The sequence below is a fragment of the Pseudoxanthomonas suwonensis genome, from assembly GCF_000972865.1.
GTDB lineage: Bacteria > Pseudomonadota > Gammaproteobacteria > Xanthomonadales > Xanthomonadaceae > Pseudoxanthomonas > Pseudoxanthomonas suwonensis_B.
On sequence record NZ_CP011144.1, the window covers coordinates 278,998 to 293,480 of the forward strand.

Genomic DNA, 14,483 nt, shown 5'->3' on the forward strand with positions numbered 1-14,483 from the left:
TCGCGGGTTACACGAAGACGACGGACCGCACCGGGCGGGTAATACCGGTGGCGGTAATGGTGGTGATGCCGAAGATGGACGCACGGGCGCGCAACCGTCCGCAGGACGGAATCCGGGAGGCGCTGGCATTCATCTTCGACATGGGCACCAAGAGGACACGACCGCGCGGGGGGCTGTCAAGTGTTGCAGCGCCACATGCGTGGAAAATTTTCCGTTGCGGAAGAAACAGTTAGCGTGGCCCGAGGGGCGCGGCGGCAATCCCCGACGCGCGCCGCATCCGGTTGCAGGGCGCGCGCGGCCCGGGAGCGACGCGCAATACGGGCCTGCGCGATCGTGCATGAAGAAGGAAGGATGGTGACCCCGGCGCGATTCGAACGCACGACCTGTCCCTTAGGAGGGGACCGCTCTATCCAGCTGAGCTACGGGGCCACGGCCGCGGATTGTCGCACGGCGCCCCTGTACGTCCAATGCCGATGCGTCGCCGGCAGGGCCGAGGCACCCCTTTGCTAGAATCGCCGCACGCATCGAGACGCCGCCGTCCCCCACCCGCGGCGCGACTCCGGGCCACGCGCCCGCCCCGTTTCCAGGAGATTCCATGTCCGCATCCCTGCTCCAGGCCCTGGGCCTTGGCGCCACCAATTCCGGCACCTACCTCGGCGATGGCCGCTGGTCCGGCGCCAGCGGCGCCGGCGTGCTGCGCCCGGCCAACCCGACCACCGGCGAGGTCATCGCCGAGGTCCAGGCCACCACCGAGGCCGACTACGAGGCGGTGATCGCCCGCGCCCAGGCGGCGTTCAAGGACTGGCGCACGGTGCCGGCGCCGCGCCGCGGCGAGGCCATCCGCCTGTGCGGCGATGCGCTGCGCCGGAACAAGGACGCGCTCGGCTCGCTGGTGGCGCTGGAGATGGGCAAGAGCAAGGCCGAGGGCGACGGCGAAGTGCAGGAGATGATCGACATCGCCGACTTCGCGGTGGGCCAGAGCCGCATGCTCTACGGCTACACCATGCATTCGGAGCGGCCCGGCCACCGCATGTACGAGCAGTACCAGCCGCTGGGCCTGGTCGGCATCATCAGCGCGTTCAACTTCCCGGTCGCGGTGTGGGCATGGAACTCGTTCCTGGCCGCGATCTGCGGCGACGTGTGCCTGTGGAAGCCATCGAACAAGACCCCGCTCACCGCCATCGCCTCGATGAAGATCTGCAACGAGGCGCTGAAGGAAGGCGGCTTCCCTGACATCTTCTTCCTGGTGAACGACGCCGGCACCGCGCTGGCCGAGAAGCTGGTCGATGACCGGCGCATCCCGCTGATCAGCTTCACCGGTTCGACCCAGGTCGGCCGCGAGGTCGCGGTGAAGGTCGCCCGGCGCCTTGGCCGCTGCCTGCTGGAGCTGGGCGGCAACAACGCGATCATCCTCGACGAGAGCGCGGACCTGAAGCTGGCCATCCCCGGCATCGTGTTCGGCGCGGTCGGGACCGCCGGCCAGCGCTGCACCACCACCCGCAGACTGATCGTGCACGAATCGATTTATGACGACGTGCTGGCGACCCTTGTCAAGGCCTACCAGCAGGTCGAGGGCAAGATCGGCGATCCGCAGGACACGGCCAACCTGATGGGCCCGCTCAACAGCCGCGGCGCGGTCGAGCAGTTCCTGGCCACGGTCGAGAAGGCCAAGGCCGCCGGCGGCAAGGTGGAAACCGGCGGCACTGCGCTGGACCGCGCCGGCCACTTCGTCCTGCCGACCATCGTCACCGGGCTGAAGAACAGCGACGAGGTCGTCCAGCACGAGACCTTTGCCCCGATCCTGTACGTGATGAAGTACTCGACCCTGGACGAGGCGATCGAGATGCAGAACGGCGTGCCGCAGGGCCTGTCGTCCTCGATCTTCACCCAGAACCTGAAGGCGGCCGAGCGCTTCCTGTCGGCGGCCGGCAGCGATTGCGGCATCGCCAACGTCAACATCGGCACCTCCGGCGCGGAGATCGGCGGCGCCTTCGGCGGCGAGAAGGACACCGGCGGCGGCCGCGAGTCCGGCTCGGACGCATGGAAGGTGTACATGCGCCGGCAGACCAACACGATCAATTACTCGGATTCGTTGCCGCTGGCGCAGGGGATCAAGTTCGATTTGTGACGGCGCGGGGCGTTCGCCTTGGGCTGCGCATCGACCAACCACAATAGCGACTCCAATTCCCGTCGCCCCCGCGTAGGCGGGGGCCCAGCGACTTTGATCTTGCAGGACTGCGGGCAGTGCCAAGTCGCTGGATGATCAGCCATCCGGCTGCTGAGGAACGTTTCCCGCCTACGCGGGCATGACGGGAATTGGAGAAATGCGCAGCAAGCGGTGATCGTTCGATGACAACGGACGAACGCGTCCGGCCCTACCCTGGCCGTCCGTCCACCGAGCCATCCATGGCGACCAAGCGACCATGAGCGACCTCTCGCCGACCGAACGCTTCAGCGACCGCGTCGCCGATTACGTCCGCTACCGGCCCGACTATCCGCCGGCGCTGCTGGACTGGCTGCGGCGCGAACACGGCATCGGGCCGGACTGGCGGGTGGCCGACATCGGCGCCGGCACCGGCATCTCCTCCAGGCTGTTCCTCGATGCCGGCCACGAGGTGGTCGCGGTCGAGCCGAACGCGGCGATGCGCGAGGCGGCGGCCACATGGCTGGGCGCAAACCCGCGCTTCAGCGTCGTCGACGGCCGCGCCGAGGCGACCACGCTGTCCGATGCGAGCGTCGACCTGGTCTGCGCGGCGCAGGCCTTCCACTGGTTCGACCAGCAGGCGGTCAAGCCGGAATGGCGCCGCATCCTGCGCCAGCGCCCCGATGGAACGCCGGGCCGGGTCGCGGTCTACTGGAACTCGCGGCGGCTGGCCGGCACGCCGTTCCTGGAAGGCTACGAGCGCCTGCTGCTGGACTACGGCCTGGACTACTCCAGCGTCTCCGAGCGCTACGGCGACGACGACCACATGCGCCGCTGGTTCGGCGACGGCCTGCGCGGGATGGCGCGCTTCCCGCACTCGCAGCGTCTGGACTTCGAGGCACTGCGCGGGCGCCTGCTGTCGTCCTCGTACACGCCGCGCGCCGGCCACCCGCGGCACGCGCCGATGCTCCAGGCGCTGGAGCACCTGTTCGAGGCGACCGCCATGGAGGGCCAGGTCGACTTCGACTACGACACCCGCATCTTCGTCGGCGTGCCGGACTGACGCGCAGCCGCCATGCGCATCGCCGCCCTCTCCGACATCCACGGCAACCTGCCCGCGCTGGACGCGGTGCTGGCCGACATCCGGCGCCGCGGCTGCGACCGGGTCGTCAACCTCGGCGACATCGTCTCCGGACCGCTGTGGCCGCGCGAGACGCTGGAACGGCTGCTCCCGCTGGCGCTGCCGACCATCGCCGGCAACCACGAACGCCAACTGCTCGGCGAACCGGCCACGCTCGCCCCGTCCGACGCGCACGCGCGGCACGCGCTGGCGCCGGCGCAGCTGGACTGGGTGCGTGCGCTGCCGCCGCGGCTGCGCATCGACGACGTGCTGCTGTGCCACGGCACCCCGGACAGCGACCTCGACTACCTGCTCGACCAGATCACCGCACCGGTGCTGGGCCCTGCCGACGCAGCCAGCGTGGCCGCGCGCCTCGCGCATCCGGCCGCCGCCGGCGCCGGCCTGGTGCTGTGCGGGCATTCGCACACCCCGCGCGCGCTGCGCCTGGCCGACGGCCGGCTGGCCTGCAATCCCGGCAGCGTCGGCCTGCCGGCCTTCGCCACCGAATGGCCGGTGCCGCACCGGGCCGAGACCGGCTCGCCCGACGCGCGCTACGCCCTGCTGGAACGGCGCGGCGGACAGTGGCACGCGCAGTTGCTGGCGGTCCCGTACCCGCACGCCGAGGCGGCTGCGCGCGCGGCCACGCTCGGCCGCGCCGACTGGGCCCATGCCCTGCGCCACGGCCGGATGCCGTGACCCGGGACACGCTGCACGCCACGCGGCCGGCGCCGCGTTCTGGGATAATCACCGCCCGCCGGACCCGCCATTCCCCCGTGGCCGCTCCGCGTCCGCCGCCGCACCCGCCTGCCCCCCGACAGGACTTCTCCTCCATGAGCCAGATCCGCCAGACCAGTTCCCTCGCCATCGCCAGCCTGGTATCGGGCATCCTCGGCTGGACCCTGCTGCCCTTCCTCGGCGCGCTCGTGGCGATCATCACCGGGCACATGGCGCGCGGCGAGATCCGCGCCGCCAACGGGCAGCTCGACGGCGACGGCCTGGCGGTCGCCGGGCTGGTGCTGGGCTGGGTGTCGATGGCGCTGATCCTGGTCGCGATCGTGGTCGTGTTCGCGTTCCTGGGCGGCATCGCCTGGCTGGCCGCGATCAACGCCTGAGGAACGCACCGGCGATGTATTCCCTCGCACGCCCGCTCCTGTTCACCCTGGATGCCGAACGCGCCCACGGACTGGGCCTGGGGGCGCTGGACCTGGCCTGGCGCAGCGGCGGCATCGGCCTGCTGGCGCGCCCGCGCGTGCCGCTGCCGACCAAGCTGCTGGGCCTGGTCTTCCCCAATCCGGTCGGCCTGGCCGCCGGCCTGGACAAGAACGGCGAGCACATCGACGCGCTGCTGGCGCTGGGCTTCGGCTTCATCGAGGTCGGCACGGTCACCCCGCGCGCGCAGCCGGGCAACCCCAGGCCGCGCATGTTCCGGCTGGTCGGCGACGAGGCGCTGATCAACCGGCTCGGCTTCAACAACGCCGGTGTCGATGCACTGGTGCGCAACGTGGAACGCGCGCAGCGCAAGGACGGCCTGCTCGGCATCAACATCGGCAAGAACAAGGACACGCCCAACGAGGACGCCGCCAGCGACTACCTGCACTGCCTGGAGCGGGTCTACCCGCTGGCCGACTACATCACCGTCAACATCTCCTCGCCCAACACCGCCGGCCTGCGCGAACTGCAGGAGGAACAGGCGCTGCGCCGCCTGGTCGGCACCCTGCGCGAGGCGCAGGAGCGCCTGGCCGCGCGGCACGGCAAGCGCGTGCCGGTACTGGTCAAGGTCGCCCCTGACCTGAGCGACGCGGACATCGACGCCGCCGCGCGTGTGCTGTCGGACCTGGCCGTGGACGGCGTGGTGGCGACCAACACCACCGTCGCCCGCACCGCGGTGCACGGCCATCGCCATGCCAGGGAGGCCGGCGGCCTGTCCGGCGCGCCGCTGATGGGCCAGGCCACGCTGGTGCTGCGCCGGCTGCGCACGCGCCTGCCCGAATCGATCCCGCTGGTCGGTGTCGGCGGCATCCTCTCCGGCGCCGACGCGGTGGCCAAGATGGCCGCCGGCGCCAGCCTGGTGCAGTGCTACACCGGCCTGGTCTACCGCGGCCCGGAGCTGATCGGCGAGTGCGTCGACGCGATGCGCCGGCGCAAGGAATCGCCCAGCCGCGGCACGGCCAACGCCGAATGAAAGAGCCTGCATCGCACATGCCGCCAGTGAACGCGCCGGCATGACCGCACTGTTCCGCCTGCTGCACGACGCCGACCTCTCCGCCCGCAACACCTTCCGGGTTCCCGCGCGCGCGCCGTGGCTGCTGGAAGTCAACGACCCCGGCTCGCTGGCCGAAGCGCTGGACCTGGAACAGGTCCGTGGCCTGCCGCTGCTGATGCTGGGCGGCGGCAGCAACCTGCTGTTCGCCGGCGACGCCCCGGGCGTGGTGGTGGCGCTGCGCGCGTGCGGCATGGCCATCATCGGGGACCGCGGCGACCGTGCGATCGTGCGCGCCGAGGCCGGCGCCGACTGGCACGGCCTGGTGATGTGGAGCCTGGACCAGGGGCTGTGCGGACTGGAGAACCTGGCACTGATCCCCGGCAGCGTCGGCGCCGCACCGATCCAGAACATCGGCGCCTACGGCGTGGAAATCGGCGAACGCATCGTCGCGGTGGAGGCCTGGGACCGCGACGCCGCGCGCATGCTGCGGCTGGACCGCGCCGGCTGCGCCTTCGGCTACCGCGACAGTGCGTTCAAGCGCCAGCCCGAGCGCTGGATCGTCACCGCGGTGGAACTGGAACTGCCGCGCGGCGCGGCGCCGCGCCTGGACTATGCCGGCATCGGCGAGGAACTGGCGGCCATGGGCGTGGCCACGCCGGCCGCGCGCGACGTGGCCGAGGCGGTGATCCGCATCCGCCGGCGCAAGCTGCCCGACCCGGCCGTGGTCGGCAACGCCGGCAGCTTCTTCAAGAACCCGATCGTGCCGGCCGCGCAGGCGCAGGCGCTGCAGGACGCGAATCCGCGCCTGCCGGCGTTCCCCGGCGACGGCGACGGCACGCGCAAGCTGTCGGCCGCCTGGCTGATCGACGCCTGCGGCTGGAAGGGCACGCGCGAAGGCGACGCCGGGGTCTCGGCCGCGCACGCGCTGGTGCTGGTCAACCATGGCGATGCCAGCGGCCTGCATCTGCTGGAACTGGCGCGCCGGATCGCCGGCTCGGTGCGCGAGCGCTTCGGCGTGGCGCTGGAACCGGAGCCGCGCATCGTCGGCGCGGGCTGGTGAACGCGACTCCACCGATCCCCGCGCGGACGCGCACGATGCTGGCATGACCTCCACCCATTCCACCCACTGGCGCGCGGCGCGGCTGATGCTCGGCAGCACGGTGATGTTCGGGCTGATGGCGGTGGTGATCCGCCTGGCCTCGGCGCACCTGCACACCTTCGAGATCGCCTTCTTCCGCAACTTTTTCGGCCTGCTGGCGGCGCTGCCGCTGCTGCTGCGCCACGGGCCGGGGTTCCTGCGCACCACCCAGTTCCCGCGTTACCTGTTCCGCTGCCTGGTCGGGATCTGCTCGATGCTGGCCGGCTTCTGGGCGATCGGCCACCTGCCGCTGGCGCAGGCGGTGTCGCTGTCGTATTCCACGCCGCTGTTCGTGACCATCGCCGCGGCCGCGCTGCTCGGCGAACAGGTGCGCGCGCGGCGCTGGCTGGCGGTGGCGCTGGGCTTCGTCGGCGTGCTGCTGATCGTGCGCCCGGGCAGCGCCGAGTTCAGCATGGGTACGCTGGTGGCGCTGCTGGCGGCGCTGCTGTCGAGCATCGTCGCGATCCAGATCAAGCAGCTGTCGGCCACCGAGCCGGCCGACCGCATCGTCATCTGGACCACCCTGCTGTGGGTGCCGATGTCGCTGCTGCCGGCGCTGGGCGTGTGGCAGTGGCCGCAGGGCATCGTCTGGCTGTGGGTGGTGGCCGCCGGCGTATGCGGCACGGCCGGACACATGCTGTGGACGCGCGCGCTCAAGCTGGGCGAGGTCTCGGCGCTGACCCCGATCAGCTTCATGCAGTTGCCGCTCGTGGTCCTGTTCGGCTGGCTGCTGTTCGACGAGACGCTGGACCGCTGGACCGTGGTCGGCGCGGCGGTGATCCTGGGCGCCAACGCCTACATCGCCCACCGCGAAGCAACCCTGGCCCGCCGCGCCTCCTCCGAGGGCGCCAGCGCGGCGGCCAAGCCGGGCGAATAGCCGACGCAGGCCTGCGCGGCGAGAAGGCCGCGGACCGGAAAACGGGTTCGTCGCCGGACTCCACGGGAAGGCGGCCCGGTTCCTGGGTGGAAGGCGGCTGCCATCGCGAGACGGGGGACGCCGTCTTCGGTATGAGTGGCCCTCCTGTGAGGCAAAAGCGTCGCTTTGGCCGGGGCCGCCGTCCCATCGGGGTATGACGGTCGTGGCTTCGATCAGAAGAGCAATAACTAAAGACAAAGGCATCCCTCAACCTTCCCCTTCGTCTGCGGCGAAAGCGAGGGAGCAAGGCCTGCGACGGCGCTGCCTTCTGTAGGAGCACAGCTTGCTGGCGACACGGGCGTCGGAACCACAAGGGCATCGTTTGTGCCGACGGCGTCGGGTCGCCGGCTGAACCCGGCTCCTACAACAGCCACGGCGCGGCCGCTTTTCTGTAGGAGCTGACTTCAGTCGGCGACACGGGCGTCGGGATTGCGAGGGCGTCGCCTGGGCCAACGGTGTCGGATCGCGGGCAAGCCCGGCTCCTACAGAACAGCGCGACGACGGCTGTTTCCTCCCGGCACTGGAACGCAGCCACGCCCCGGGCGCTCCCGAAGACGTGGCAGGCCGGGTGTGTTGCGGCAGCGGCCATGGATGGCCGCTTCGGCGAGTCGGCACATGGATGTGCCGTCGAGCCGACCGCAACACACCCGGCCTGCCACGGCTCAGCCCGAAGCCGACCACCCCAATCGCTCTTGCCGCTGCCGTTGCAGTCGCAGCGCGGACCCAGCGCCCCGGATCGGCGAGGAAGCAAAAAACCACCCGAATCCTTGCCCTCGACGCGACCGATCCAGTATCATGCGCGGCCTTGTCGGGGTGTAGCTCAGGCTGGTAGAGCGCTACGTTCGGGACGTAGAGGTCGCAGGTTCGAATCCTGTCTCCCCGACCATTGATCCAACGCCATGCGGTATGGCACGCAGACCGGCCTCGCGCCGGTTTTTGCTTTTCCGGGCCTCGCAGGCCCGGCCGTATCGCCCGCCCCGGCCGCCGATGACCGCTCGCACGCCCCCGCAGCACACCACCGCCCCGCTCGCCGGCCGGGCACTGGTCCTGGCCGGCATCCTGCTGTCGGCATTCAACCTGCGCACCGCGGTCACCTCGCTGACGCCGCTGCTCGACGTGCTCGGCGCCGAGTTCGGCTTCGGCCCGACCGTCGCCGGCCTGCTCGGCATGGTTCCCACCGCCGCCTTCGCGGTGGCCGGCGTCGGCACCCCGCGGCTGGCCCATCGCCTCGGGCTGGAGCGCACCGCCGTGCTGTCGATGGCACTGGCCGCCGCCGGCCTGCTTTGGCGCTCGCTGACCGGCGGCACCGGCGGCCTGCTGGTCGCCTCGACCGTGGCCCTGGCCGGCATGGGCATCGGCAACGTGATCCTGCCGCCGCTGGTCAAGCGCTATTTCCCGGACCGGGTCGGGCCGGTCAGCAGCCTGTACATCACCGTGTTGCAGGTCGGCACGATCCTGCCGGCGCTGCTGGCCGTGCCGTTGGCCGATGCCGCCGGCTGGCGGATCTCGATGGGTGTGTGGACCCTGCTGGCGGCGGCCGCGATCCTGCCCTGGCTGGGCGTGCTGCGGATCGAGCGCCGCGCCGGCAGCGAACTGGCGCGGCTGCACGACCGCGCGGTGCGGCCGGGCGACGAGGCCCCGGAACTGGCCGCGCCGCCGCCGCGCGGAAGGGTCTGGCGCACGGGCCTGGGCTGGGGCCTGGCGCTGATGTTCGGCATGACCTCGCTGGTGACCTACGCCATGTTCACCTGGCTGCCGAAGCTGCTGGTCGAGGCCGGGGCCAGCCCGGCCTTCGGCGGCACGATGCTGGCGCTGTTCTCCGCGCTGGGCCTGGTCGGCGCACTGGCGATGCCGACACTGGCCGCGCGCATGCGCAATCCGCTGCCGATCGCGCTGTTCTGCGCGGTGTGCCACCTGTCCGCCTTCGCCGGCCTGCTGTGGGCGCCGATGGCCGCGCCGCTGCTGTGGGTGGCGCTGCTGGGGCTGGGCCCGAGCACCTTCCCGCTGGCGCTGACCCTGGTCAACCTGCGCACGCGCACGCCGGCCGCGTCGGCGGCCCTGTCCGGCTTCGCGCAGGGCGTGGGCTACGGCCTGAGCTGCCTGGGCCCGCTGCTGTTCGGCTGGCTGCACGAGCGCAGCCACGGCTGGGGACTGCCGTTCGCGTTCCTGGTGCTGTGCGTGGGCGTGATGCTGGCCGGGGCCTGGCTGGCGTGCCGGCCGGGGTTGCTCGAGGAGCGCTGGTAGGCGTCGGGCTTGCCTGCGACGCGATGCCGTCCATGCAGGCGGCGCTGCAAGCCGTGCTCTCAACTGTAGGAGCCCACTTCAGTGGGCGACACGGGCGTCGGAACCATGGGGGAGTCGCCTGCGCCGACGGCGTCGTGTCGCCGGCTGAACCCGGCTCCTACAGGAAGGTGCGACGCCGGGCGGGCGTCACAGCAGGTCGGGGTGGCGTACCTGGCCGTCGCCGCGGACCACGAAACGCTCCACGGTCAGCGCCTCCAGGCCCATCGGCCCGTAGGAATGCAGGCGCGTGGTGGAGATGCCGATCTCCGCGCCCAGACCCAGCTCGCCGCCGTCGGAGAAGCGCGAGGAAGCATTGACCATCACCACCGCCGAGCGCAGCGAGTCGACGAAGCGCCGCGCCGCGGCCTCGTCGCCGCTGGCGATCACCTCGGTGTGGTCGGAGGTGTAGCGGCGGACATGGTCGATGGCCGCGTCCAGGTCCGGGACCACGCGCACGGCGATGATCAGGTCGAGGAACTCGGCGGCGTAATCGTCCTCCGTCGCCGGCTTCGCATCGGCCACGAGCGCGCACGTGGCCTCGTCGCCGCGGACCTCCACACCACGGGCGCGCAGTGCCGCGGCGGCCTGCGGCAGGAACGCCGCGGCCACGTCGGCGTGCACCAGCAGCGTCTCCAGCGCGTTGCACACGCCTGGGCGCGAGGCCTTGCCGTCCAGCAGCAGGCGCAGCGCCAACTCCAGGTCGGCGGCGCGGTCCACGTACAGGTGGCACACGCCCTTGTAGTGCTTGATCACCGGCACCCGCGCGTGCTCGGCGACGAAGCGGATAAGGCCCTCGCCACCGCGCGGGATGGCCAGGTCGACGATATCGGTGAGCTGCAGCAGCTCGAGCATGGTCTCGCGGCGCAGGTCGGCGACCAGGGTCAGCACCGCCTCGTCCAGGCCGGCCTCGCGCAGGGCGCGCTGCAGCGCCGCGGCGATCGCGGTGTTGGAATGGATCGCCTCCGAGCCACCACGCAGGATCACGCCGTTGCCGGCCTTGATGCACAGCGCCGCCGCGTCGGCGGTCACGTTGGGACGGGCCTCGTAGATCATGGCGATGACGCCCAGCGGCACGCGCACGCGCTCGACGCGGATGCCGTTGGGACGGGTTTCGCGCCGGGTCACCTGGCCGACCGGGTCCGGCAGCGCGGCGACCTCGCGCAGCGCGTCGGCGATGCCGGACAGGCGCTTGCCGTCCAGGGCCAGGCGGTCGAGCATGGCCCCGGCGATGCCCTTGGCCCGCGCTGCCTCCAGGTCGCGCGCGTTGGCGGCGAGGATGGCGTCGGCGTCGTCCTCCAGCGCCTGCGCCATCGCCCGCAGCAGCGCGTCCTTGGCCGCGGTGTCCAGCTGTGCCAGCGCCTGCGCGGCGGCGCGGCAGCGCAGCGCCTGGTCCCTGATTCCACTGGCCGTACCGCCGACTTCGGTCATTTCCGGTTCCTCGCGTTCCCGGCCGGGCCGGGGGTCTGGTCGCCTCAGGCGGAAGACGTCGTACGACGCCGCGCCGTTGCTGCTGTAGGAGCCGGGTTCAGCCGGCGACACGACGCCGTCGGCACAGGCGACTCCCTCATGGTTCCGACGCCCGTGTCGCCGGCTGAAGCCAGCTCCTACAGAAGAACCGCACGGATCATTCAACTTCGCTGCGCGCGGTGGCGCATTCTTCTACCTTGGGCAACACGCCACATCATGGCGCGATTCCGACGCCCGTGTCGCCGGCTGAACCCGGCTGCTACAAGTTGCGTCGGCAACCGATGGCGCAACGACTGGAGTCACAGCAGCACCAGGTCGTCGCGGTGGATCACGTTGCCGCCGTAGTTGTAGCCCAGGATCGACTCGATGTCGCGCGAGTGGCGGCGCGCGATGCGGCGTACGTCGAGCGCCGAGTACTGGCTGATGCCGCGGGCGACGCGGTGCTCGCCGTCGCCGTCGCGCAGTACCACCTCGATCATGTCGCCGCGGCGGAAGTCGCCCTCGGCACCGACCACCCCGCCCGGCAGCAGCGAGGCACCCTTCCCCGCCAGCGCCGCGGCCGCGCCTGCGTCGACCAGGATCGCGCCCGGCTCCACCGGCGCATGCCGCAGCCAGTACTTGCGCGCGGCGATCCGGCTGCGCGCGGCGCGGATCCGGGTGCCCTGCAGGCGGTCGTGGGCCAGCTCGCGCAGCACCTCGGCGCGGCGACCGTTGAACAGCACCGTGTCGATGCCGGCAGCGCCGGCCTTGGCCGCCGCTTCCAGTTTCGTGCGCATGCCGCCGGTGCCCATGGCGTTGTCGCTGCCGCCGGCCATGGCGAACACCTCCGGGGTCAGCTCGGCCACTTCCGGCAGCAGCTTCGCAGCAGGATTCGTGCGCGGGTTGGCGTCGTACAGGCCGTCGATGTCGGTGGCGATGAACAGCACGTCGGCGTCGATCAGCGCGGCGACGATCGCAGCGAGGTTGTCGTTGTCGCCGAGCTTGAGCTCGTCCACCGACACGGTGTCGTTCTCGTTGACCACCGGCAGCGCGCCCAGCCGCAGCAGCTCGTTGAGGGTGGCGCGGGCGTTGAGGTAGCGGCGGCGGTTGCGCAGGTCGTCGTGGGTCAGCAGCACCTGCGCCACCGGGCGCTCGAAGAAGCGCTGCCACAGGCCGATCAGCTGCGCCTGGCCGAGCGCGGCCAGCGCCTGCCGTGCGGCCATCGCCGCACCGGCCTCCTCGGCCCTGGGCAGGATCGCGCGGCCGGCGGCGACCGCGCCGGAGGAGACGATCACCACCTCGCGCCCGGCGGCCAGGCTGGCGGAGACGAACTGGGCCAGGCCCAGGGCGAAGCGCGGCGACAGGCCGCCGCCATCGGCGGCGAGCAGGCTGCTGCCGACCTTGAGCACTGCCCGCCGCCACGACGGCAGGACCTGGATGTTCTGCGTTGCGGCGGGTTCGGCGTTCATGCGCTCAGCGTGCGCTCCAGTCGCGGACGTTCCATTCGTGGACGGTCAGGTCGGAACTGCCGGTGACGGCCAGCGGATCGGTGGCGACGAGCGCCTGCGCCTCGGCCAGGCTGGCGACGTTCTCCAGCACGTAGGCGCCGCCGCTGCGGTCGCCGAAGCCGCCGGTCAGGGCCAGCAGCCCGCGGGCGCGCAGGTCGTCGAGCCAGGCCAGGTGCGGGGCGACCACGGCCTCGTCGAATTCCGGCCTACGCATTGCAAGGACAAGGTAATACGTCATGACGATGCGTTCCTGCCTTTGGTTGCGCCCCGGTCCGGCCGGAGCACGAGATCCACCCATTCCGATCAGGATCGTCATCCCCGCGTAGGCGGGGACCCAGTGACTTTCGTACGGGTAGAGCGTAAGTCTCTGGGTTCCCGCCTGCGCGGGAACGACGGTTCTTGAGGGTTATTGCGGGTATTCGGCCAAAGCCTCCCAGCGCGCCCGCAATTCATCCAAGCGCAGGTCGGCCGCTGCGCCCGGCGAGACCCGCGCTTCCAGGCTGCCCTCCGGCGTGCGGCCCTGCCCGGCGGTGTCCGCGCCGGCCGCGGCGGCCTGGTACGCCTCGCGGAACGGCACCCCGGCCGCGGCCGCCTCGACCGCGACGTCGGTGGCGTACATGCCCGAGTCGATCGCAGCGCGCAGCCGGTCCTCGCGCCACTCCAGGTTGGCCAGCAGCGCCGGCAGCAGTTCCAGCGCGGCCAGGCCGCGGCCGAAGCCGTGGAAGATCGCGCCCTTGGACGCCTGCAGGTCGCGGTGGTAACCCGACGGCAGCGACAGCAGCTGCTCGATCTCGGTGCGCGCGGCAGCGACGCTGGCGTGGGTGGCGCGCATCAGCTCGATCACATCCGGATTGCGCTTGTTCGGCATGATCGAACTGCCGGTGGTGTACTGCGCCGGCAGCGCGACGAAGCCGAACTCGGCGCTGGTGAACAGCGACAGGTCCCAGGCGATGCGGCGCAGGTCCAGGGTGGCGCTGCCCAGCGCTTCCAGCGCGGCCATCTCGAACTTGCCGCGCGACAGCTGCGCGTAGACCGGGCTGACCTGCATCCGCGCGAAATCGAGCGCGGCAGTGGTGTGCCCGCGGTCCAGCTTCAGGTTGACCCCGTAGCCGGCGGCGGTGCCCAGCGGGTTGGCGTCGACCAGCTTCAGCGTGTCGGCGGCGCGGACCGCGTCGTCGATGAAGGCTTCGGCCCAGCCGGCCCACCACATGCCGGCCGAGGACACCACGGCGCGCTGGATGTGGGTGTAGCCGGGCACCGGCAGCGGCCCCTCGGCCTGCGCACGGTCCAGCGCGACCTTGGCGATCTCGCGCGAGAGCTGCGCCACGCGCGCCAGCTTCTGCTTCAGCCACAGCCGGGTCGCGACCAGGATCTGGTCGTTGCGGCTGCGGCCGGTGTGGATCTTGCGGCCGGCGTCACCCAGGCGCTGGGTCAGCCGTGCCTCGATCGCCGAGTGGCCGTCCTCGTAGGACTCGTCCAGGACGAAGGCGCCGGAGCGGAAGTCGTCGGCCAGCAGGTCCAGCTCGCGCAGCAGGCCGGCCAGTTCGCCCTCGGACAGGATGCCGATGCGCTGCAGGCCCTCGGCGTGCGCCTTGCTGGCGGCGATGTCGTAGAGGAAGAACTCGCGGTCCAGGAGCACGTCGTCGCCGGCGAGGAAGCGCTGGATCTGCGCGTCCACGGCCACGCCGGGTTTTTGCCACAACAGGTCTGCCATTGGTGACTCCAA

12 protein-coding genes and 2 tRNA genes are annotated in these 14,483 nt (G+C 71.5%); 9 read left to right on the forward strand and 5 right to left on the reverse strand.

Features of this window, described 5'->3' with window-relative positions; genetic code table 11:
• Positions 1–352 precede the first annotated feature (352 nt).
• A tRNA-Arg gene (locus WQ53_RS01165) sits at positions 353–429 on the reverse strand.
• 166 nt (positions 430–595) lie between these two features.
• Between WQ53_RS01165 and amaB the strand changes: the two genes are divergently transcribed.
• The 9 genes from amaB (at position 596) to WQ53_RS01210 (ending at position 9,764) form a co-directional block, all read left to right on the forward strand.
• On the forward strand, positions 596–2,128 hold the full coding sequence (gene amaB / locus WQ53_RS01170) for an L-piperidine-6-carboxylate dehydrogenase (protein ID WP_052629626.1): 1,533 nt from the start codon (positions 596–598) through the stop codon (positions 2,126–2,128).
• A 295-nt stretch (positions 2,129–2,423) separates the two neighbouring features.
• Positions 2,424–3,206: a class I SAM-dependent methyltransferase gene (locus WQ53_RS01175; RefSeq protein WP_052629627.1), complete on the forward strand. Its 783-nt coding sequence runs from the start codon at positions 2,424–2,426 to the stop codon at positions 3,204–3,206.
• Between the two features lie 12 nt (positions 3,207–3,218).
• Entirely contained in the window at positions 3,219–3,959 is a 741-nt protein-coding gene (locus WQ53_RS01180) for a metallophosphoesterase family protein (protein WP_052629628.1), read from the forward strand.
• Between the two features lie 134 nt (positions 3,960–4,093).
• Positions 4,094–4,375 carry a DUF4190 domain-containing protein gene (locus WQ53_RS01185; RefSeq protein WP_052629629.1) on the forward strand — a complete coding sequence of 94 codons (282 nt, stop codon included), beginning with the start codon at positions 4,094–4,096 and terminating at the stop codon, positions 4,373–4,375.
• 14 nt (positions 4,376–4,389) lie between these two features.
• Complete coding sequence (locus WQ53_RS01190; protein WP_052629630.1) at positions 4,390–5,445, forward strand: quinone-dependent dihydroorotate dehydrogenase; 1,056 nt, start codon at positions 4,390–4,392, stop codon at positions 5,443–5,445.
• A gap of 40 nt (positions 5,446–5,485) precedes the next feature.
• The gene (murB, locus tag WQ53_RS01195; protein ID WP_052629631.1) at positions 5,486–6,526 is read left to right on the forward strand and encodes a UDP-N-acetylmuramate dehydrogenase; all 1,041 of its coding nucleotides are present in this window, start codon (positions 5,486–5,488) and stop codon (positions 6,524–6,526) included.
• Between the two features lie 43 nt (positions 6,527–6,569).
• Complete coding sequence (locus WQ53_RS01200) at positions 6,570–7,481, forward strand: DMT family transporter (protein ID WP_052629632.1); 912 nt, start codon at positions 6,570–6,572, stop codon at positions 7,479–7,481.
• A gap of 848 nt (positions 7,482–8,329) precedes the next feature.
• Positions 8,330–8,406, forward strand: a tRNA-Pro gene (locus WQ53_RS01205).
• Positions 8,407–8,507: 101 nt separating this feature from the next.
• Positions 8,508–9,764 (forward strand): CynX/NimT family MFS transporter, encoded by a 1,257-nt coding sequence (locus tag WQ53_RS01210; RefSeq protein ID WP_052629633.1) that lies wholly within the window; start codon positions 8,508–8,510, stop codon positions 9,762–9,764.
• Positions 9,765–9,950: 186 nt separating this feature from the next.
• On the opposite strand, the gene WQ53_RS01215 is transcribed toward WQ53_RS01210, so the two are convergent.
• The 4 genes from WQ53_RS01215 to argH all read right to left on the reverse strand — a co-directional run bounded on the left by WQ53_RS01215 (position 9,951) and on the right by argH (position 14,471).
• Positions 9,951–11,231, reverse strand: coding sequence for a glutamate-5-semialdehyde dehydrogenase (locus WQ53_RS01215; RefSeq protein WP_052629634.1), 1,281 nt, complete (start codon positions 11,229–11,231; stop codon positions 9,951–9,953).
• Positions 11,232–11,569: 338 nt separating this feature from the next.
• Positions 11,570–12,718, reverse strand: coding sequence for a glutamate 5-kinase (gene proB, locus WQ53_RS01220; RefSeq protein ID WP_052629635.1), 1,149 nt, complete (start codon positions 12,716–12,718; stop codon positions 11,570–11,572).
• A 4-nt stretch (positions 12,719–12,722) separates the two neighbouring features.
• Positions 12,723–12,995 carry a YciI family protein gene (locus tag WQ53_RS01225; RefSeq protein WP_052629636.1) on the reverse strand — a complete coding sequence of 91 codons (273 nt, stop codon included), beginning with the start codon at positions 12,993–12,995 and terminating at the stop codon, positions 12,723–12,725.
• Between the two features lie 168 nt (positions 12,996–13,163).
• Positions 13,164–14,471 (reverse strand): argininosuccinate lyase, encoded by a 1,308-nt coding sequence (gene argH, locus WQ53_RS01230; protein ID WP_052629637.1) that lies wholly within the window; start codon positions 14,469–14,471, stop codon positions 13,164–13,166.
• Positions 14,472–14,483 lie beyond the last annotated feature (12 nt).